The 17,121-nt window shown below is 58.5% G+C and carries 21 protein-coding genes, 1 other RNA gene and 1 pseudogene; 13 read left to right on the top strand and 10 right to left on the bottom strand.

Annotated features, from left to right (window positions below):
• Nucleotides 1-9 precede the first annotated feature (9 nt).
• The gene (locus ACR3EP_RS01130) at nucleotides 10-966 is read left to right on the top strand and encodes an NADPH:quinone oxidoreductase family protein (protein WP_480635900.1); all 957 of its coding nucleotides are present in this window, start codon (nucleotides 10-12) and stop codon (nucleotides 964-966) included.
• On the opposite strand, the gene ACR3EP_RS01125 is transcribed toward ACR3EP_RS01130, so the two are convergent.
• On the bottom strand, nucleotides 963-1,844 hold the full coding sequence (locus tag ACR3EP_RS01125; protein ID WP_170516519.1) for a LysR family transcriptional regulator: 882 nt from the start codon (nucleotides 1,842-1,844) through the stop codon (nucleotides 963-965). The genes ACR3EP_RS01130 and ACR3EP_RS01125 overlap by 4 nt on opposite strands.
• Before the next feature lie 127 nt (nucleotides 1,845-1,971).
• Here ACR3EP_RS01125 and ACR3EP_RS01120 point away from each other — a divergent pair, with 127 nt between their 5' ends.
• Both ACR3EP_RS01120 and ACR3EP_RS01115 read left to right on the top strand, forming a co-directional pair.
• The gene (locus tag ACR3EP_RS01120; protein ID WP_170516520.1) at nucleotides 1,972-2,181 is read left to right on the top strand and encodes a DUF1127 domain-containing protein; all 210 of its coding nucleotides are present in this window, start codon (nucleotides 1,972-1,974) and stop codon (nucleotides 2,179-2,181) included.
• Between the two features lie 182 nt (nucleotides 2,182-2,363).
• A complete protein-coding gene (locus ACR3EP_RS01115) occupies nucleotides 2,364-3,143 on the top strand; it encodes a Bax inhibitor-1/YccA family protein (RefSeq protein ID WP_170347951.1) in 780 nt (259 codons plus the stop codon).
• A 167-nt stretch (nucleotides 3,144-3,310) separates the two neighbouring features.
• On the opposite strand, the gene ACR3EP_RS01110 is transcribed toward ACR3EP_RS01115, so the two are convergent.
• Together ACR3EP_RS01110 and rpmG are read right to left on the bottom strand one after the other, a co-directional pair.
• On the bottom strand, nucleotides 3,311-3,817 hold the full coding sequence (locus ACR3EP_RS01110; protein WP_170347950.1) for a hypothetical protein: 507 nt from the start codon (nucleotides 3,815-3,817) through the stop codon (nucleotides 3,311-3,313).
• A gap of 207 nt (nucleotides 3,818-4,024) precedes the next feature.
• The gene (gene rpmG / locus ACR3EP_RS01105) at nucleotides 4,025-4,192 is read right to left on the bottom strand and encodes a 50S ribosomal protein L33 (protein ID WP_037309480.1); all 168 of its coding nucleotides are present in this window, start codon (nucleotides 4,190-4,192) and stop codon (nucleotides 4,025-4,027) included.
• A 280-nt stretch (nucleotides 4,193-4,472) separates the two neighbouring features.
• Between rpmG and ACR3EP_RS01100 the strand changes: the two genes are divergently transcribed.
• The 3 genes from ACR3EP_RS01100 (at nucleotide 4,473) to ACR3EP_RS01090 (ending at nucleotide 6,359) form a co-directional block, all read left to right on the top strand.
• A complete protein-coding gene (locus tag ACR3EP_RS01100) occupies nucleotides 4,473-5,108 on the top strand; it encodes a DUF1326 domain-containing protein (protein WP_480635898.1) in 636 nt (211 codons plus the stop codon).
• Between the two features lie 11 nt (nucleotides 5,109-5,119).
• Entirely contained in the window at nucleotides 5,120-5,941 is an 822-nt protein-coding gene (locus ACR3EP_RS01095; protein WP_480635897.1) for a DUF2182 domain-containing protein, read from the top strand.
• Nucleotides 5,942-6,026: 85 nt separating this feature from the next.
• A complete protein-coding gene (locus ACR3EP_RS01090; protein WP_170347947.1) occupies nucleotides 6,027-6,359 on the top strand; it encodes a GYD domain-containing protein in 333 nt (110 codons plus the stop codon).
• A gap of 9 nt (nucleotides 6,360-6,368) precedes the next feature.
• Here the strand turns inward: ACR3EP_RS01090 and rnpB are convergent.
• From rnpB to gatC, 5 genes are all read right to left on the bottom strand, one after another.
• Nucleotides 6,369-6,784, bottom strand: an RNA gene (gene rnpB / locus ACR3EP_RS01085) — RNase P RNA component class A.
• Nucleotides 6,785-6,828: 44 nt separating this feature from the next.
• On the bottom strand, nucleotides 6,829-7,542 hold the full coding sequence (locus ACR3EP_RS01080) for an N-acetylmuramoyl-L-alanine amidase (protein WP_254437381.1): 714 nt from the start codon (nucleotides 7,540-7,542) through the stop codon (nucleotides 6,829-6,831).
• On the bottom strand, nucleotides 7,487-8,200 hold the full coding sequence (locus ACR3EP_RS01075; protein WP_480635896.1) for a hypothetical protein: 714 nt from the start codon (nucleotides 8,198-8,200) through the stop codon (nucleotides 7,487-7,489). The genes ACR3EP_RS01080 and ACR3EP_RS01075 overlap by 56 nt, the downstream gene beginning before the upstream one ends.
• Before the next feature lie 40 nt (nucleotides 8,201-8,240).
• Entirely contained in the window at nucleotides 8,241-9,728 is a 1,488-nt protein-coding gene (gatA, locus tag ACR3EP_RS01070; protein ID WP_170548000.1) for an Asp-tRNA(Asn)/Glu-tRNA(Gln) amidotransferase subunit GatA, read from the bottom strand.
• Nucleotides 9,729-9,731: 3 nt separating this feature from the next.
• Entirely contained in the window at nucleotides 9,732-10,019 is a 288-nt protein-coding gene (gene gatC, locus ACR3EP_RS01065; RefSeq protein WP_058280141.1) for an Asp-tRNA(Asn)/Glu-tRNA(Gln) amidotransferase subunit GatC, read from the bottom strand.
• Nucleotides 10,020-10,247: 228 nt separating this feature from the next.
• Between gatC and ACR3EP_RS01060 the strand changes: the two genes are divergently transcribed.
• Complete coding sequence (locus tag ACR3EP_RS01060; protein WP_170360410.1) at nucleotides 10,248-10,406, top strand: hypothetical protein; 159 nt, start codon at nucleotides 10,248-10,250, stop codon at nucleotides 10,404-10,406.
• Between the two features lie 149 nt (nucleotides 10,407-10,555).
• Entirely contained in the window at nucleotides 10,556-11,119 is a 564-nt protein-coding gene (locus ACR3EP_RS01055; protein WP_480635894.1) for a DUF4202 domain-containing protein, read from the top strand.
• Here the strand turns inward: ACR3EP_RS01055 and ACR3EP_RS01050 are convergent.
• Nucleotides 11,110-11,766 carry a ceramidase domain-containing protein gene (locus ACR3EP_RS01050; protein ID WP_480635892.1) on the bottom strand — a complete coding sequence of 219 codons (657 nt, stop codon included), beginning with the start codon at nucleotides 11,764-11,766 and terminating at the stop codon, nucleotides 11,110-11,112. The two genes, ACR3EP_RS01055 and ACR3EP_RS01050, sit on opposite strands and share 10 nt — an antisense overlap.
• 60 nt (nucleotides 11,767-11,826) lie before the next feature.
• Here ACR3EP_RS01050 and ACR3EP_RS01045 point away from each other — a divergent pair, with 60 nt between their 5' ends.
• Nucleotides 11,827-12,519: a metal-dependent hydrolase gene (locus ACR3EP_RS01045; RefSeq protein WP_170516530.1), complete on the top strand. Its 693-nt coding sequence runs from the start codon at nucleotides 11,827-11,829 to the stop codon at nucleotides 12,517-12,519.
• Here the strand turns inward: ACR3EP_RS01045 and ACR3EP_RS01040 are convergent.
• Nucleotides 12,509-12,970 carry a nucleoside deaminase gene (locus tag ACR3EP_RS01040; RefSeq protein WP_170347939.1) on the bottom strand — a complete coding sequence of 154 codons (462 nt, stop codon included), beginning with the start codon at nucleotides 12,968-12,970 and terminating at the stop codon, nucleotides 12,509-12,511. The two genes, ACR3EP_RS01045 and ACR3EP_RS01040, sit on opposite strands and share 11 nt — an antisense overlap.
• Before the next feature lie 61 nt (nucleotides 12,971-13,031).
• On the opposite strand from ACR3EP_RS01040, the pseudogene ACR3EP_RS01035 reads away from it, so the two are divergent.
• The 4 genes and pseudogenes from ACR3EP_RS01035 to ACR3EP_RS01020 all read left to right on the top strand — a co-directional run.
• Nucleotides 13,032-13,838 (top strand): annotated as a pseudogene (locus ACR3EP_RS01035) (pseudouridine synthase); the annotation flags it as partial.
• A 177-nt stretch (nucleotides 13,839-14,015) separates the two neighbouring features.
• The gene (locus tag ACR3EP_RS01030; RefSeq protein WP_170516532.1) at nucleotides 14,016-14,930 is read left to right on the top strand and encodes a 5-bromo-4-chloroindolyl phosphate hydrolysis family protein; all 915 of its coding nucleotides are present in this window, start codon (nucleotides 14,016-14,018) and stop codon (nucleotides 14,928-14,930) included.
• A 30-nt stretch (nucleotides 14,931-14,960) separates the two neighbouring features.
• Nucleotides 14,961-16,151 carry a toxic anion resistance protein gene (locus tag ACR3EP_RS01025; RefSeq protein WP_170347936.1) on the top strand — a complete coding sequence of 397 codons (1,191 nt, stop codon included), beginning with the start codon at nucleotides 14,961-14,963 and terminating at the stop codon, nucleotides 16,149-16,151.
• Nucleotides 16,126-17,121 (top strand): DUF2927 domain-containing protein, encoded by a 996-nt coding sequence (locus ACR3EP_RS01020; protein WP_480635889.1) that lies wholly within the window; start codon nucleotides 16,126-16,128, stop codon nucleotides 17,119-17,121. Before ACR3EP_RS01025 ends, ACR3EP_RS01020 begins: the two co-directional genes overlap by 26 nt.

Genomic DNA, 17,121 nt, shown 5'->3' with positions numbered 1-17,121 from the left:
AGCCCGACCATGCTGGCCTATAGAATTTCATCCACGGACGCCGCCGCCCAGCTTTGCGACATTGACGTGCCGACCCCACAAGAAGGCCAGGTCCGTGTCGCGATCAAGGCATGCGGTCTGAACTTTGCCGATCTGCTGATGCAGAAGGGAACGTACCAGGACACGCCGCCCGCGCCGTTCACTCAAGGAATGGAAATCGCCGGCGTGGTCGAAACAACAGGTCCCGGCGTTTCGCATCTAAGCCCAGGTGACCGGATTGCGGTCTATTCAGGTCTGGGCGGTCTGGCGGAATTCGGGGTGTTTGACGCTGAACGCGCAATTCCCCTGCCTGACTCGGTCAGCTTTGAGGACGCCGCCGCGATTCAGATCGCTTATGGCACCAGTCACATCGCCCTGGATCACCGCGCCCAATTACAACCCGGAGAAACTCTGCTGGTCACTGGCGCGGCTGGTGGTGTTGGGCTGACCGCCGTCGAGATCGGCAAGCTGATGGGGGCAACCGTAATTGCGCAGGCGCGCGGCGCAGACAAACTGGCGGTCGCTCAGGCAGCGGGGGCGGATCACCTGATTGATGCGTCCGAGGATTTACGCGCGCGTGTCAAGGAACTGGGCGGAGCGGACGTGGTGTATGACGCCGTTGGCGGCGACGTGTTCAAAGCCGCCTTTCGCGCCACCAACCCCGAAGGCCGCCTGCTGCCTATCGGTTTTGCAGGCGGAGATGTGCCGCAGATTCCGGCCAATCATCTGCTGGTTAAGAACCTGACGGTGATCGGCTTTTACATCGGTGGTTATCTGACCTTTCGGCCGCAGATCGTTCAGGACAGTTTTGACACGTTGTTTCGGTGGTGTGCCGAAGGGCGGATCAAGCCGCATATCAGCCACGTGCTGCCCCTGTCGGATACCGAGAAAGGCCTGCAATTGTTGCGCGACCGCGCGGCAACCGGCAAGGTCGTGATTACGCCCTAACCGACCACAGCCTTCAGGGGCGCACTGCCGAGCATGCGGAAATTCTGTCGAACCAAAGCTGCAAGTGCCTCAACCAACGGCCCGCGTCCGGTATCGCCTCCGTACAGGTTGATCATATGTTCGGGCAGCTCAGGCAATACACCGCCATCATCGATTTGAACCAAATGCGCAGCCTCGGTTCCGTCGAGCATGGCGTGGACGGCCAAGTCAGCGGCGACGGTCGCCTCGATGGTGCGATCATTTTCGGTTTCAACCGACAGCTCCCACGGGATGCCAGCCTCATCCAATGCCGCGATGACCTGTGGCCGGAACATGCAGCGACGGCCAAGCGCTATTGGGATCGGCCGCTTGCGCCACGCCGATCCACCCGGCGCCCCGATCCAGCGCAACGGCAATTCGGCGATGATTTCGCCCCCCTCGCCCGCACTTGCCTCAGTTGTGAGGATCAAATCGCATTCGCCGCGTTTGAACATTTCCTTCAACTGCATCGTGTACGAAGAAACCAACTGCACCCGCACCCGTGGGAAATCCACGTTGAACCGCTGCAGGACACGCGGAATAGCCGGGTAAACGATGTCATGCGGCACACCCAGAACGACTTCGCCCTCAAAGGCTTGGTCAGTGAGTTTCGAGATCACCTCATCGTTCAACGCAATCATCCGGCGGGCATAAGCCAACAATTGTTCTCCGGACGCTGTCAGCGCGATGGTTCGGCCACTGCGATCCAACAGTTCCAGTCCCAGCAGCTCCTCCAGACGCTTCAACTGCATTGAAACGGCGGATTGCGTCAGGTGAAGGAACCCGGCGGCACGTGTCACTCCACCCTGATCCGCCACCGCCACAAACGATCGCAATGTCGTAATGTCCAAATTCCGCATGTTCACGAATCCTTATGCATCACTTCAAAAACATTCATTTTTAAAATGTGTCATAGTGCGCCATATAAATCAAGGAACTTGATGAGAGATCGAAAACTCATCGAGGATCGATGAAAGGACATATATTATGACCCAAATTGCAATTCACAGACCTTGCCCGCCCCGTCGTCGTTTTGGCCTGACCATGTTGTTGGATGCGTTCTCGCTGCGTCGCCAGCGTTGCACGCTTGCCAGATTGGATGCCCGAGCGCTGGAAGATATCGGAATCACCCGCGAACAGGCCGATGCCGAAGCCGCTCGCCCCTTCTGGGATGCACCGGAATACTGGCAAAAATGACTCTGACACTCATGTTTTCCTTTTGAATGGCGGCCCGCTGACGCAGGTCGCCATTTTGTTGCATGTTTTAACCGGTTTCCCGCTCTAAACTCTTGAAACACGGCCCGCAGTTGCCGATATTTGCTGGGAACGGGGTCCGGGTTTCGGACCGCGAAAAGAATTATGTGAAGGGAGACCCTTTAATGGCACAATTTGACACGATCCGGACGGCTGCCGGTACGCGCGCTGCCCAGATTGACGAGGGCCTGCGCGCCCATATGAACAAAGTCTACGGCACGATGTCCGTGGGCATGCTGATCACGGCGCTCGCCGCATGGGCGATTGCCGGTCTTGCTGTGACGTCTGATCCGACCAACGCAGTGGCCCAGATCGGCGCTGACCGTTATCTGACCAGCCTGGGTGGGGCACTATTCATGTCGCCGCTGAAATGGGTTGTGATCTTCTCGCCTCTGGCCTTCCTAATCTTCGGATGGGGCGCACTTATGCGGCGCGGATCGGCTGCAGCCGTACAGCTGGGCTTTTTCGTCTTCGCCGCCGTAATGGGCGTGTCGATGAGCTCGGTGTTCATGATCTACACCCCCTACTCGATCGCACAGACGTTCATCGTGACCTCGATTGCCTTTGCTGGCCTAAGCCTCTTTGGCTACACCACCAAGCGCAACCTGAGCGGCATGGGCACGTTCCTGATGATGGGTCTGATCGGCCTGCTGGTGGCGATGGTCATCAACATCTTCCTGCAATCGCCTGCGATGATGTTCGCAATCTCGGCCATTGGTGTATTGATCTTTGCTGGTCTGACCGCGTTCTACACCCAAGACATCAAGAACACCTACATTGCGCACGCAACCCATGGTGATCAGGAGTGGTTGAACAAAGCCGCGATTGACGGCGCGCTGAGCCTGTATATCTCGTTCCTGAACATGTTCCAGTTCCTGCTGATGTTCATGGGGCAGCAAGAATAACGCGCTTCAACACTGCACCAATCAAACAGGGCGGGTCCAAAACGACCCGCCCTTTTCTTTTGCCTATTTAGCCGTTTCACTGCCCGGCGGACACCTCGACCGGTGCCCCAAAAAGACAAAGGCCCCGCTCAAATGGCGAGGCCTTGGAAGTTAGAAAGAACGGGGTCTTAGCTGCAGTTCAGCGGCACCGCAAAACCCGAACTGCTGTCGGAAGAGCCCTTGCGGTAAACGTCACCCGCAGGCAGACAGCCGGTAAACTGTTCCGCGTTGCGACCAAAGTTGGCACCGATCTGATTATCGACGCGCGTGCTGTTGTTCGGGGTGCGCAGAACACCATAGAGGGTGCCGTTCACATTGACGGTGCTGAGGAACAGATTGGTGTCCTGCCCGGTCAGAACCACCGAGTCCGTATCGCTGCGCCCACCATTTTCAATTGCAACTCGGGCAACTTTCTCTGCCTCAGTCTCATCCGTCGTGACGGCCACGGCAGGCAGAACAGCCAGTTCAGCCGGCACATTCGTTGCAGGCGGAAGGATGCCCACTGCACCGGGTACATCCGAAAGCGAGCGCGGTTCACCATCGATACCCGTGAATCCGATGCCTTCGCGGTTATAGGGATCTTCACAGGCCGCTAGGGCCAGAATGATCGTAGAGGAAAACAAGATTTTTTTCATGACGGCCAACATTTTGGAACGAGTTGTTGAAGCGTATGAGTAAGACGTCAAAAAAAGCAACCCGTCGACGATCCGATTGCCCCAATCGCTGATGCTTCGTTGCAACGGCGCGGAACGCCACAAGCGCGATCCCATCGGGATATGCGCAAAGAAAAAGGGTCCTGCCGCGGCAGAACCCTTTAAAAACTGTCCAAGCTGGACGGCAGATTACTTAATCTTGCCTTCCTTATACTCGACATGTTTCCGAACGACCGGATCGTATTTACGAATGGTCATTTTCTCGGTCATGGTGCGCGCGTTTTTCTTGGTCACGTAGAAGTGGCCCGTGCCCGCGGTCGAGTTCAGACGGATCTTGATTGTCGTCGGCTTCGCCATGGTTATCTCCTGCGTCCGGAAAGGCAGGGGCCTTTCGGTTGAATTCCTATGAGCGTGCGCTTTTACTCGGTCGCGCAGCCGAGTCAACCAGATTCCGCGCACAACGCGCACAATTCCTGCAGTCGCACCCTGCCCCGGTTTGGCGCGATCACGGTTCTGTGATAAGGTCCCGCCGTTCTATCCCACAAAGAAGCCGACGACAGGCTCGTATTTCGAAACGGCAGCAACAGGCGAAACCCTCTGCGAGCAGAGGTTTTAAGCATGTTTTTGGGGGGCTATCATGACGGAATGGAAACTTCAGGGTGAAGAATTGGCCAATTGCAACTGCAACTTTGGATGCCCGTGCCAGTTCAGCGTTCTTCCAAGCCATGGCAATTGCGAGGCTGTTGTCGTGTTCGATATCGAATCCGGGAACTATGGCGACACCGATCTGGCCGGGGTGCGCGCGGCTGGCGTGTACCACTGGCCCGGCCCCATTCACGAGGGCAATGGCCAAATGCAGCTGATCATTGACGAAGCCGCCAGCGCCGACCAGCGCGCCGCTATTGAGGCCATCATGAAAGGTGAAGACACCGACGAAATGGCGACCATGTGGTACGTTTATAGCGCCATGGCCCCGACAAAACATGAGACTTTGTATGCCCCGATCGAATTGAAGTGGAACCGGGATGAGCGTGCTGGATACGCCAAAGTTTCGGGTATCTTCGATGTAGAGGTCAGCCCGATCCCGCATATCGTCTCAGGCATGCCGCATCGTGCCTCGATACAATTGCCCAACGGGTTCGAGTATCGCCACGCCGAGGCGGCCTCGGGGACCGCCAAGACAACAGGCGGCGCGATCAGCCTAACCTTTGACGCAACACACGCGCATTTGGCGCATCTCAACATCTCAGGCCACGGAGTCCTCGGCGCGTAGCGGAGGCTGACATGAACACGTTCCCTCCCCGACCCGGAGTCGTAGATCGGGTGCTGCGGCGCGACAGCGGCATCGTTGTGTTCTGCGTTCTGCTGATCATTCTGGGCGCGTCCTGGTACACGATTGCGGGCATCGGTATGAACATGTCCGCCATCGACATGACCCGAATGGCTGGCCCGATTGGCGAGCCGATGAATATGGCGACTGAAACACGCTGGACGCCGATCTACGCCGTTCTGATTTTCCTGATGTGGTGGGTCATGATGATTGCCATGATGACCCCCAGCGCTGCCCCCACCGTTCTGTTGTATACGGCGATCAAACGAATGGGGCCGGACAAGTTGCGGGCGTCGCGTCTCAGCCTGCTTTTTTTGACGGGCTATCTGGTTGCCTGGGCGGTGTTCAGCATCATTGCAACCGGGGCGCAATGGGCGATGGAAAGCGTCGGACTGTCCGATGGGCCGATGATGACGATCCACTCGAAATTTTTTGCCGGATGCGTACTGGTCGCTGCCGGTTTGTACCAGTTGTCCAGCTTGAAAACCGCTTGTCTGCGCCACTGCCGCAGCCCCGCCCAATTCCTGGCCGACCACAACAGGCCCGGTGCCTATGGCGCGTTTCGTACCGGCGCGCTGCATGGTGCGTTTTGCCTTGGATGTTGCTGGGCGTTGATGTTGCTGCTGTTCGTGGGCGGTGTGATGAACCTTTATTGGATTGTGGGGATTGCCGTTTATGTCGCGCTGGAAAAGCTGATGCCACGGGTGCGGTGGTTCGTTCCGCTCACTGGTGTTGCGTTGATCGTCGCGGGCGTTTGGCTGATCGCAATCTCATAGATCGCGACAGGCTGAAACGTTCATAAGGGCTGAAGGACCGGCCAAATTTCAGGTTCTGCATTAACTTTTTTGACAGGAGGTAGTCATGCCTATTTTCATTACCTACGCGTCCTATTCGCCGGAAGGCGTTAAGGGAATGCTCAAGAAACCCGTGGACCGTTCGGGCGCGGTCAGGGCATTGCTGAAAAAAGCCGGCGGTAAGCTGGTGGCGTTTTACATGACCTCTGGCGACAATGACGTGGTGGTTGTCAGCGAATTGCCGGAAAGCACGGATGCAGTTGCTATAGGCATGGCCGTTGCAGCATCAGGCGCGGTGTCAAAAGTTGAAACCGTGCGCGCATGGAAGGCAAAGGACTTTGTCGCTGTGACCAAAAAAGCCGCAAAACTGACCGGAGCCTACAAGGCGCCGGGCCGTTAATCGGGATCTACGCGCGGAGGGCCTGTAAGCCGGATCTTGTTCCAGGGTTACCCCCTTCGATGACCATTCCTCTAGGCCGTGCATTGCTGCGCGGCTCAAGCTGCCAACCCGGTCCCTCTCGGCCAAGACGCGCTTAGCGGCGGTATCGGCTGACGCCGACCGGCCCGCGCGGGGACCCTATTTGGCATTGCTCCCGGTGGGGCTTGCCGTGCCGCCGCTGTTGCCAGCGGCGCGGTGGGCTCTTACCCCACCGTTTCACCCTTACCGCTTATTGCCTGAGGCGAACCTCTGCAATGGTGCGGCGGTCTGATTTCTGTGGCGCTTTCCGTCGGGTTGCCCCGCCCGGGCGTTACCCGGCACCGTTGTCTTGTGGAGTCCGGACTTTCCTCTCGGGCATACGCCCCAGCGGCCATCCGTCCCTCCGCGCGGGGTGTGGGTATGCTCTGGGTACGGCGGCGTCAAGTGCGGATCAGGTTTTCTTGATCAAGGGTATAAGGTCAGCCGGTTCCAACGGGCCGTCACCCCATGGACGATATCTGAGGCGTACCGCGGCCAGAAGCGTGTCATGGTCCGTCTCCGCCGAGTAACCTGCTGCGCGCGCCAACGCATTGAACGTATTTAAAGGGGTTTTGCCAGGGTCGTGTTGAGAGCGCTTTCCGGCAAGGGCCATGTGTTCCAGCCGCTGCCAAGGAAAGCGCGGACCGGGATCGGACTTACGGCCCGGTGCCATGTCGGAATGGCCAATTACATGTTCAGGGGGGATAGCCCACCGGTTCATGATCTGGTGTAACAGGGTTTCCAAAACGTCCAACTGCAGCTCGGAAAAAGGGTGCGCGCCGGTGTTGTCCAGTTCAATTCCGATCGAACGGGAATTGATATCGCTCTGGCCATGCCACTCACCCGCCCCGGCATGCCAGGCCCGATCCTCCTCGCGCACCATCTGCCAGAGTGTACCATCCCCACCGATCAGGTAATGCGCGGATACTTCATGGGCAGGGTCGCACAGCCGGTCCAGCGCCTCGGTTGCGCTGTCCATCGCGGTATAGTGCAGCACGATCAGCGACGGGGTCAGCCCATCCCTGCGTTCGCCAAAGTTAGGGGACGGGTGCCAGTTAGGCGTCAGCGGCTCAGTTGTTGACGGCACTGCGGAACGGGCTGGGGTCCCAGCCACAAGCGTAGCCATCGCCATCCGGGTCAAGTCCCTTGCGGTCGCGTTGCGGGCCACCGTTGGACAGGAACTCAATCTGAGCCTGATCCGGGGATGGAAAGCGGGCGCAATTGCGCTGCGCCTTGGCCTGAAGGTTCAGACCTGCACGGCTGTATAGTTGGGTCCCGACCGGGTTCGATGTGTTCAGCGCGTATTGCACGATATTGGGCTGACCATCCGTTCCACGTTCCGGAACGGCGGTGGGCGCGACCACCTCATAGGTCTGGCGGTTCTGTTCGATCAATGCGGCGTCGGATTCGATGGTGCGACGGTCAGAGACCGCTCCAAAATCCTGCTCATCGGAAATCGCGTTGTTGGTGGGGTCTTCGACGGGCGACGGTGCCGGAGTGATCGCGCCTTGCCCTGAGGTGCCAGCCAGCGCAGCCGCGGTCGCCGAAGCGATGTCGGCATTTTCGCCGGTTGGCAACGGGGCTACTGTGCCAGGCGCGCCCAGCTGCTGTTCTGACACGTCGGGCGGGCCAAGCAGCGGGTTGCCAGTATATCCCTGCCCCGCCAACTGGGCCTCACGCTGTGCCTGATAGGTGGGGGTGTTGAAATCCGTGCCACCTATCGGGGCCACCGTATTACAGGCGGCCACGAACCCGATTGCGGGGATCAGAAGCGTAAAGCGCATCCAGCTGCTCCGTCTTGCGTTGTCTTGCCTGACTTGAGGATTACCACCATTTGCCAGGCTTGGCCACAAACCCGGCGGCGTTTTCCAGCGCATAGGCCGTGTTGAGCAGATCGCCCTCTTCCCACGGGCGACCAATCAGCTGCAGACCCAGCGGCAGGCCCTGTTTGTCCAGACCGGCAGGCACAGAGATGCCCGGCAGACCGGCCAGGTTCACTGTCACCGTAAAGACGTCGTTCAGATACATCTGAACCGGGTCCGCCTCGGTCATTTCACCCAGGCCGAAAGCGGCCGACGGCGTTGCCGGGGTCAGGATCGCGTCGACACCTGCGGCGAAGACATCTTCGAAGTCTTTCTTGATCAGGGTACGGACGCGACGCGCGCGATTATAGTAAGCGTCGTAGAAACCTGCGGACAGTACATATGTACCGACCATGACGCGGCGCTGCACTTCGTGACCAAACCCTTCGGCGCGGGTCTTTTCGTACATCTCGGTGATGCCGTCGCCCTGCGCCAACTGAGCGCGGCGGCCATAGCGGACACCGTCATAGCGCGCGAGGTTCGACGAGGCCTCAGCCGGTGCGATCACGTAGTAGGCAGGCAGCGCGTATTTGGTGTGCGGCAGCGAGATATCGACGATCTCCGCCCCTGCCGCTTTCAGCATTTCGGCCCCTTCAGACCACAGCTTTTCGATCTCGGCGGGCATGCCATCCATGCGGTACTCTTTTGGGATACCGATTTTCTTGCCTTTGATGTCACCCGTCAGCATCGCCTCGAAATTCGGAACGGCCAATTCGGCGCTTGTCGAATCCTTGGCGTCGTGACCGCACATGGTTTCCAACATGATCGCCGCATCACGTACGTTCTTGGTCATCGGACCGGCCTGATCCAGCGAGGATGCAAAGGCCACGATACCCCAGCGCGAACAACGACCATAAGTCGGCTTGATACCGGTGATGCCAACAAAGGCGGCAGGCTGACGAATCGAGCCGCCTGTATCGGTGCCGGTTGCGGCTAGGCACAGGTCGGCTGCAACGGCCGAAGCGGACCCACCCGACGAGCCACCTGGTGTCAGCTGCGCGTCATCATTACCACGGCGCCAGGGGCTTACCGCATTGCCATAGACGGATGTCTCGTTGGACGAGCCCATGGCGAATTCGTCCATGTTCAGCTTGCCCAGCATCACGGCACCCGCATCGGCCAGTTGCTGCGACACGGTGGATTCGTATTCAGGCTTGAAGCCATCCAGAATCTTTGACGCGGCCTGCGAAGGCACGCCCTTGGTGCAGAACAGGTCCTTGATACCAATCGGCAGACCACACATTGACGGTGCGTCGCCACCCTTGATCCGCTCATCAGCCGCTTTGGCGCGTTCCAACGCAATCTCGGGCGTTTTATGGACAAAAGCGTTCAGCGCGTCCGCGTCATCAATAGCCTTAAGGCAGGATTCGGTCAGCTCGACCGAGGTCACATCACCCTTACGCAGCGCGTCGCGGGCCTCGGCCAGGCCAAGTTTGTTCAGATCGCTCATGTCTTACTCCACCACTTTGGGGACTGCGAAAAAGCCTTCGCGTGCGTCGGGGGCATTGGCCAGAACCTTGGCCTGCTGATTGCCGTCGGTGACCACATCCTCGCGACGTTTAAGGCGCATCGGCTCGACCGAGACCATCGGCTCGACGCCTTCGACATCGACCTCATTCAGTTGCTCGATGAACCCAAGGATTGTGTTGAACTCGGACGCCAGCGCGGGCAGCGCGTCATCCTCGACCTTGATCCGGGCCAGTTTGGCCACCTTGGCGGCGGTGCTTTGGTCAATCGACATCGGAAAACCTCATATGCGTTAGGGGGCATTTACCCGTCTGATGCCCGGGTCGCAAGTCCGCCGAAGAGCGGATGTGACGCTGTTTCCGTCGTCGGCGCGTCCAGCCATTCAAAACTGAATAACCAGTATACGCAAAAGTAAACCAATTAGTTCAGTTTTCACCTTGAAAAAGTGAACCAAACTGTTCACCTCATGATCCATGGCACAGCCAGAAACCGGAGAAAGAAAATGAAAACCTTCATTACCGCAGCCCTTTTGACCGCAACCATTCTGAGCACCCCCGCCATGGCCTTCGGCCCTACGACGCAAACCCTGATCCCCGACGTCTCGTTCCCGACCCCCTCGCCCGAGACGGTGACACAGGATAGCGCCAAAGTCGGCAAATAAGGTGCCTTTTGCCGCCGGGCCAGAATCCCCCCGACTGGCCCGGCCAGGATGCAATTGACTGCTGCATCCGATGAAACCAACCGCTACGATGGTGCGAAATACCCCGCCGGAATGCATTGCAAATCCGGCAAAAGCCAACGGAGCAGAAAATGAGCGCACGCAAGCAAGCGGTTCTGGACGCAATAGATACGGCCAACAGGCAAGACCCCACAATCGAAGATGGCCAACCCGCTGCCCTGCTATACGGCCAGAGGATGAGCACCGAGTTGGACCGGCTGTTTCCAGACGCGTCGGACCCATTGCAGATCGCGGCACGCGGTCAGCATGTGGAACGCTGGAAGCTGGCGCGCAGCGAATACCCCGAAGGCCGAACCGGGTACCTGACCTGGCGCAAGGCACAGGCTGAACATCACTCCGAGATTGTCATGGGGCTGATGGAGCAAGCTGGATACAGCAAAGACGAGGCCGAATCCGCCGGTCGCATGCTGCGCAAACAGGGCATCAAGCGCGATGACGAGGTTCAGGCGCTAGAAGACGTCATCTGTTTCGTTTTCCTCAAGTGGTATTTCGCGCCTTTCGCGGAAAAACACTCGGCCGAGAAAATTCAACGCATTGTGGAGAAAACCGCGCGCAAGATGTCAGGCGACGGACGGACGCGGGTGCTGTCCGAATTTAACCTCCCGGAACATCTGGCCGCCGCGTTTCAGGTCTGAGACACGCGCGCCAGATTCCTACGATAGACCTCGATCATCCATCCCAGCATGGTGGCGTTCAGGATGTGCCACATGAAATGCGTGCCCAGCGGCACCTGCGCACAAATGGGGTCATCGAGCGCACGAAATGCAATCGAGACGATAAGGATCACCGCCCCGATGGCCAGTCCCTGCGCTGTATCCGGCGCCCGATTGCGCAGCAGGAATGCATAAATCAGGATCAGCAGCGGAACCGGAGCGTAAGCCGCTGATCCGCCCAGCCCCGGAACAAGCTGAAACACGGGCACGGTCAGCGCCGCGTAAGGTATGAACAGGGCCGTCAAGATTGCCGCGATCATCGGTCTAAACCGCCAGACATCCCGGTTGATGGCAAAGATATAGACCAGAATGTACAGCAGGATCGGCACGACATCCGCCATGGCCGCCCAGGTCTGCGCATGGGTATGGAACAGAAAACTGCCAACACCGATGGTAGCCAGAATGGCCACAAGCGCCATTGCCAGCGGCATCCCCCGCCCCCGAACGCGCCGCCATATAACAAACGCCGCGATCAGAAACGCCGCGTTTGTCACCGCGTTGATCGGCTCGGCCCAATAGGCGGGCGACAGACGCTCACAATAGCCGTCAATTTCCTGAAACCAGTCCATGCACTTTTACATAGCCGATGCTAGGTTGATGCCAACAGTATGATCAGGAGGATTTTTTCAATGAATATCATCTGGCTGGGCCACGGCAGTTTCCGTATTGAAACCGGGGGGCAGGTGCTGTTGATCGACCCGTGGCTGACCGGTAACCCGGTGTTGTCCGAGGACCACCATGACAATGCGCTGGATGGTGCGACGCACATTCTGCTGACGCACACACATTTCGATCACGTCGCAGACGTGGTGTCGCTGGCCAAGCATCTGAAGGTTCCCGTGGTCGGCCAATACGACCTGATGGGGTATTGGAGCGAGACCGAAGGGCTGGAAACCGTCGGCTTCAACAAAGGCGGCACAGTGGATTTGAACGGGGTCAAGGTATCCATGGTGCCTGCCTCGCACAGCTCGACCTTTTCAACGCCGGACGGCCTGCGGACCGGAGGCAGCGAGGTCGGCTTCATGATCGCCTCGGAAGATCACATGCTTTACGTGTCAGGGGACACCGACATCATGGCGGATATGGAGTGGATGGGCGATTACTACAAACCCGACATCGGCATCCTGTCAGCAGGCGGACATTTCACCATGGACATGAAGGGCACGGCCTATGCGGCCAGACGGTATTTCAACTTCAAGACGGTGATTCCCTGTCACTACAAAACTTTCCCAATTCTGGAACAGTCTGCTCAGGCGCTGATTGATGGGTTGCCGGGGGTGGACGTGATCGAACCTGAGTTGATGAAACCTATCACTCTTTAATATCACGGCGTGCAGCGAAGAAGGCTCTCAGAAGATCGGCGGCTTCTTGGGCTGCGATGCCGTCGTAAATCTCGGGGACATGGTGCGCCTGTGTGTGGGTGAAAACCCGCGCGCCATGGGCCACACCGCCAGATTTCGGATCGGCAGCCCCATAATAAATGCGCCGGATACGCGCCGCGGCCAAAGCTGCCGCGCACATGGCGCAGGGTTCCAGCGTGACGTAAAGGTCATGATCCGGCAGCCGTTCAGACCCGGCCTCGGCACAGGCTGTGCGCAGGGCCAGAATCTCGGCATGGGCAGTGGGGTCGTTCATTTCGCGTGTCCGGTTGCCCGCCGCAGCCACGATCCGGCCGTCAGGCGCGACAATTACGGCCCCAACCGGAACCTCTCCGCGATCTGCCGCAGCGCGCGCCTCGACTAACGCCTTATCCATATGCGATTTGAACGTCATGCCCCTGACTGCATCAGAAACCTGCCTTTCGCAAGCGGGCGGGATGCGCTATGGGCTGCGGATGACAAAAACCCCTCCTCCCGGCGACCGGATCGCCAAAGTGCTGGCCCGCGCGGGCGTTGCCTCGCGCCGTGAAGCGGAACGCATGATCGAAGCTGGCCGCGTGGCAGTGAATGGCAAGGTTATTGATAGCCCAGCCCTAAACGTGACTGCCAAAGACAAGGTCGTCGTCGACGGCAAACCTGTGTCGGAACCCGAACCCTCGCGTCTGTGGCTGTATCATAAGCCGTCCGGTCTGGTGACAACGACCCGCGACGAAAAAGGCCGCGCCACTATTTTCGACAACCTGCCCGAGGATATGCCCCGCGTCATGAGCGTGGGTCGGCTTGACCTGAATTCCGAAGGGTTGCTGCTACTGACCAATGACGGCGGCATCAAACGCAAGCTTGAGCTGCCTTCGACCGGTTGGCTGCGCAAATACCGTGTTCGTGTGAATGGCCGCCCCAAGGACGAAGACTTTGCGCCGCTGCGCAAGGGGCTTGTGATCGACGGAGAACGCTTTCTGCCGATGGACGTTTCTCTGGACCGCCAGCAAGGCGCAAACGCATGGCTGACCATCGGCCTGCGCGAAGGCAAGAACCGTGAGATTCGCCGCGCAATGGAGGATATCGGCTATGCCGTGAACCGCCTGCTACGGGTATCTTACGGACCGTTCCAACTGGGCAGTCTGAAACCCGGCGAGGTTGAAGAGATCCGCCGCCGCGTTATGCGCGACCAACTGGGTCTGGACCCTGAGCCCGAAACCAAACCCAAACGCCCTGCTCGTCCGCAACGAAAACGACCGCCGGTCGGCAAGAAATCTCGCAAGTGACGCGGGTTTAGCAACCTTCCCCCTAGCGCCAAGCCCACGTATCGCCTAAATTTTCCGTAAGTTATTCCACGGGGGAACGCCATGTCAGGGACCGGAGTGCAAAAACTGGCCTATGCGGCCCTTCTTGTGCTGATGTTTGGTGTTTGCACCGGTGTGCTGGGGGGGCTATAGCGCATGGCTAAGCGGTATGGCGGAAAATTCAGTCCCGAAGGCGGCAGCTCTGACGACGACCAACCGCAGCGCGGGCAATTTCATGGCGCGCGCGTCGAACCGGCAGGTGCACGGGCCAATATCCTGTTTCTGCCTGCCATTCCCCTGGTGTTTCTGTCGTTAAACGATGGTGCAGTCGGGATGACGATTGGGCTGGTCGCCGCTGGCCTGCTGACCGCCGCTGCCTTTCTGTTGCGCGAAGGGTTGCGCGCCGAGGCCGAATTTAACACACGTCGCACCGCGAGACGCCCTGCCTTTCCACGCAAGATTTTCGCTAGCGTGTTGACCGGTATTGGTGTCGCTGTGGCCGCGTACCGGACGGAATACCTGGATGCCGAAACTGCTGCTCAGGCCGGCCTGCTGGCCCCGATCCTGTTCGGAGCGGTGGCAACGGTCCTGCATTCCGTGTCCTTCGGTCTGGACCCGATGAAAGACAAGGGCATGGAAGGGATCGATACCTTTCAGCAAGACCGCGTGGCCCGTGTGGTTGAAGATGCCGAAACCCATCTGACAGAGATGACCGACGCCATCAAACGTGCGGGCGACCGCCGGATCGAAGCGCGTGTCGAACGGTTTCAGGACACCGCCCGCGATCTGTTCCGAACAGTCGAGGAAGACCCGCGCGATCTGGCCGGTGCCCGCAAATACCTGACTGTCTACCTGCAGGGTGCCCGTGATGCGACGGTGAAGTTTGCTGATGTCTATGCCCGCACGCGGGATGCGCAGGCACTGGCCGACTATTCGTCCCTGCTGGACGATCTGGAACAGAATTTCGCGGCCCGCACCCGCAAGATGTTATTGGATGACCGTAGCGATCTGACGGTCGAAATTGACGTGTTGCGCGAACGGCTGCAGCGCGAAGGCGTCCGGTTGGACTAACCGGCCCATTTTTTGAGAAAGGATTACCCCATGTCCGATGAAATCAAGAACAAGGCGGTCGAAGCAGAAACGCTGGTACAGGAAGTGACCGCCGTTGCGTTGCCTGAACCCACGGCCGAAGTCATCTCGCTGGAAGACGCAGACGACCCTGTCGGCGCTGAAATCCGCAAACGCATGGACGAGCTGGATATGAGCAACACGAATTCGATCGTATCATTCGGTTCGTCCGCTCAGGCGGAATTGCAGGAAATCAGCCAGGCCATGCTGGCAGATGTGCGCAACAAGGATGTGGGGCCCGCTGGTGACAGCCTGCGCGATATCGTCACCTCGATCCGGGGCTTTTCGGTCAGTGAATTGGATGTGCGCCGTGAACGCAGCTGGTGGGAAAAGCTGATCGGCAAAGCTGCGCCCTTCGCCAAGTTTACCGCACAATACGAAGAAGTTCAGAGCCAGATCGACAGGATCACTGACGACTTGCTGGGTCATGAACACACGCTGTTGAAAGATATCAAGTCACTGGACTTGCTGTATGAAAAGACCCTTGGGTTTTACGATGAGCTGGCGCTTTATATCGCGGCGGGCGAGGAAAAGCTGACTGAACTGGACAGCCAGGATATCCCTGAAAAAGAGGCTGAGGTTCAGGCTGCACCCGAGGATCAACAAGTGATGAAAGCGCAGGAGCTGCGCGACATGCGCGCCGCGCGGGACGACCTGGAACGCCGCGTGCATGACTTGAAACTGACGCGGCAGGTGACAATGCAATCGTTGCCCTCGATCCGGTTGGTTCAGGAGAACGACAAGTCGTTGGTGACCAAGATCAACTCGACGCTGGTTAATACTGTACCACTGTGGGAAACCCAGTTGGCCCAAGCCGTGACCATCCAACGCAGCGCCGAGGCCGCCTCGGCCGTGCGCGATGCAAATGACCTGACCAACGAATTGCTGACTTCGAATGCTGCGAACCTGCGTGAATCGAACAAGATGATCCGCGAGGAAATGGAACGCGGCGTGTTCGATATCGAAGCGGTCAAACAAGCCAATGCCGACCTGATCGGCACCATCAATGAAAGTCTGGCCATTGCCGACGAGGGCAAGGCCAAGCGTGCCGCCGCCGAGCAAGAGCTTCAGAAGATGGAGGCCGAACTGCGCGATACGCTGGCCGCGGCCAAAGCCCGCAAGGATGGTATTGGCGACAATGCCGGTACGGCAGTACCGGGCTGACGGCGGGCGAAGGGTGCGGTTTTCGGGATATCTGAAGCCGGTCATGGGCTTTCTATTGCTATTGGCTCTGGCCAATTGCGATGAAACGCTGACATCCTCTGTCGTTCCGCAACCGCGCCCAGAGGCACCAGCGCCTGCCGCCAATGCCTATGTCCCCCCATCCGCTGCCAGTCAGGACCTGGCCCGGTTCTATCAGCGGGTCGAGAGGGATCTGTTGACCCGCGGTTTGCTGCGAACGGACGGAGGAGGCCCTGACACACCGTATGACGCTGATGATTTAGCCCGCAATTTTGACAAAATTGCTTTCATCAACGAACACTCCGGCAAATCCGCCGCATTTGTCAGCGGCCCGAGCGAGATTAAGTTAAATCGCTGGAAGAGCCCGATCCGCATCAGGACTGAGTTTGGTCCGAGCGTTTCTATGGAAAGCCGCGAAGCTGATCGGCAAACCATTCAAAACTATGCCAAACGGCTGCAAAAAGCGACCGGGCACAACGTTCGAAGTGTAAATGGTGACGGGAACTTTCTTGTTTTCATAGCAGGTCAGGACGACGTGGCTTACGCTCAGGATAGATTAAAATCACTTGTTCCGGGTATCCCTGACGACAGGTTGAATTTGCTGAGGACGCTGGACCGGCCGTTTTATTGTTTTGTCTTTACGTTTTCCGGCCAAGAGGACACCAATACCGTAATCCGTGCCGTAGCTTACATACGTGCAGAACTACCCAATCTGCTGCGGTTGAGTTGCATCCACGAAGAAATTGCGCAGGGACTTGGCCTTCCAAACGACAGCCCCGCAGCGCGGCCTTCGATTTTCAACGACGATGATGAGTTTGCGCTGCTGACCAGCCATGACGAAAAACTACTGACCATGCTTTACGACCCGCGCCTTCAGCCCGGGGTGACGGCGGATGACGCCCGCCCCGTGGTGCGGATCATTGCACGCGAATTGATGGGCCAGCAGCTCTGA

This window comes from Ruegeria sp. BB10 (genome assembly GCF_056535725.1).
Note: the sequence above shows the minus strand (reverse complement) of the source record. Positions and strands in the feature narration are given on the sequence as shown.

What these genes read in the sequence shown, in the direction of transcription:
- ACR3EP_RS01130 (WP_480635900.1), top strand. Translation starts at nt 10, where the DNA reads ATGCTGGCCTATAGAATTTCATCCACGGACGCCGCCGCCCAGCTTTGC.
- ACR3EP_RS01125 (WP_170516519.1), bottom strand. Translation starts at nt 1,844, where the DNA reads ATGCGGAATTTGGACATTACGACATTGCGATCGTTTGTGGCGGTGGCG.
- ACR3EP_RS01120 (WP_170516520.1), top strand. Translation starts at nt 1,972, where the DNA reads ATGACCCAAATTGCAATTCACAGACCTTGCCCGCCCCGTCGTCGTTTT.
- ACR3EP_RS01115 (WP_170347951.1), top strand. Translation starts at nt 2,364, where the DNA reads ATGGCACAATTTGACACGATCCGGACGGCTGCCGGTACGCGCGCTGCC.
- ACR3EP_RS01110 (WP_170347950.1), bottom strand. Translation starts at nt 3,817, where the DNA reads ATGAAAAAAATCTTGTTTTCCTCTACGATCATTCTGGCCCTAGCGGCC.
- rpmG (WP_037309480.1), bottom strand. Translation starts at nt 4,192, where the DNA reads ATGGCGAAGCCGACGACAATCAAGATCCGTCTGAACTCGACCGCGGGC.
- ACR3EP_RS01100 (WP_480635898.1), top strand. Translation starts at nt 4,473, where the DNA reads ATGACGGAATGGAAACTTCAGGGTGAAGAATTGGCCAATTGCAACTGC.
- ACR3EP_RS01095 (WP_480635897.1), top strand. Translation starts at nt 5,120, where the DNA reads ATGAACACGTTCCCTCCCCGACCCGGAGTCGTAGATCGGGTGCTGCGG.
- ACR3EP_RS01090 (WP_170347947.1), top strand. Translation starts at nt 6,027, where the DNA reads ATGCCTATTTTCATTACCTACGCGTCCTATTCGCCGGAAGGCGTTAAG.
- ACR3EP_RS01080 (WP_254437381.1), bottom strand. Translation starts at nt 7,542, where the DNA reads ATGGCTACGCTTGTGGCTGGGACCCCAGCCCGTTCCGCAGTGCCGTCA.
- ACR3EP_RS01075 (WP_480635896.1), bottom strand. Translation starts at nt 8,200, where the DNA reads ATGCGCTTTACGCTTCTGATCCCCGCAATCGGGTTCGTGGCCGCCTGT.
- gatA (WP_170548000.1), bottom strand. Translation starts at nt 9,728, where the DNA reads ATGAGCGATCTGAACAAACTTGGCCTGGCCGAGGCCCGCGACGCGCTG.
- gatC (WP_058280141.1), bottom strand. Translation starts at nt 10,019, where the DNA reads ATGTCGATTGACCAAAGCACCGCCGCCAAGGTGGCCAAACTGGCCCGG.
- ACR3EP_RS01060 (WP_170360410.1), top strand. Translation starts at nt 10,248, where the DNA reads ATGAAAACCTTCATTACCGCAGCCCTTTTGACCGCAACCATTCTGAGC.
- ACR3EP_RS01055 (WP_480635894.1), top strand. Translation starts at nt 10,556, where the DNA reads ATGAGCGCACGCAAGCAAGCGGTTCTGGACGCAATAGATACGGCCAAC.
- ACR3EP_RS01050 (WP_480635892.1), bottom strand. Translation starts at nt 11,766, where the DNA reads ATGGACTGGTTTCAGGAAATTGACGGCTATTGTGAGCGTCTGTCGCCC.
- ACR3EP_RS01045 (WP_170516530.1), top strand. Translation starts at nt 11,827, where the DNA reads ATGAATATCATCTGGCTGGGCCACGGCAGTTTCCGTATTGAAACCGGG.
- ACR3EP_RS01040 (WP_170347939.1), bottom strand. Translation starts at nt 12,970, where the DNA reads ATGACGTTCAAATCGCATATGGATAAGGCGTTAGTCGAGGCGCGCGCT.
- ACR3EP_RS01030 (WP_170516532.1), top strand. Translation starts at nt 14,016, where the DNA reads ATGGCTAAGCGGTATGGCGGAAAATTCAGTCCCGAAGGCGGCAGCTCT.
- ACR3EP_RS01025 (WP_170347936.1), top strand. Translation starts at nt 14,961, where the DNA reads ATGTCCGATGAAATCAAGAACAAGGCGGTCGAAGCAGAAACGCTGGTA.
- ACR3EP_RS01020 (WP_480635889.1), top strand. Translation starts at nt 16,126, where the DNA reads ATGCCGGTACGGCAGTACCGGGCTGACGGCGGGCGAAGGGTGCGGTTT.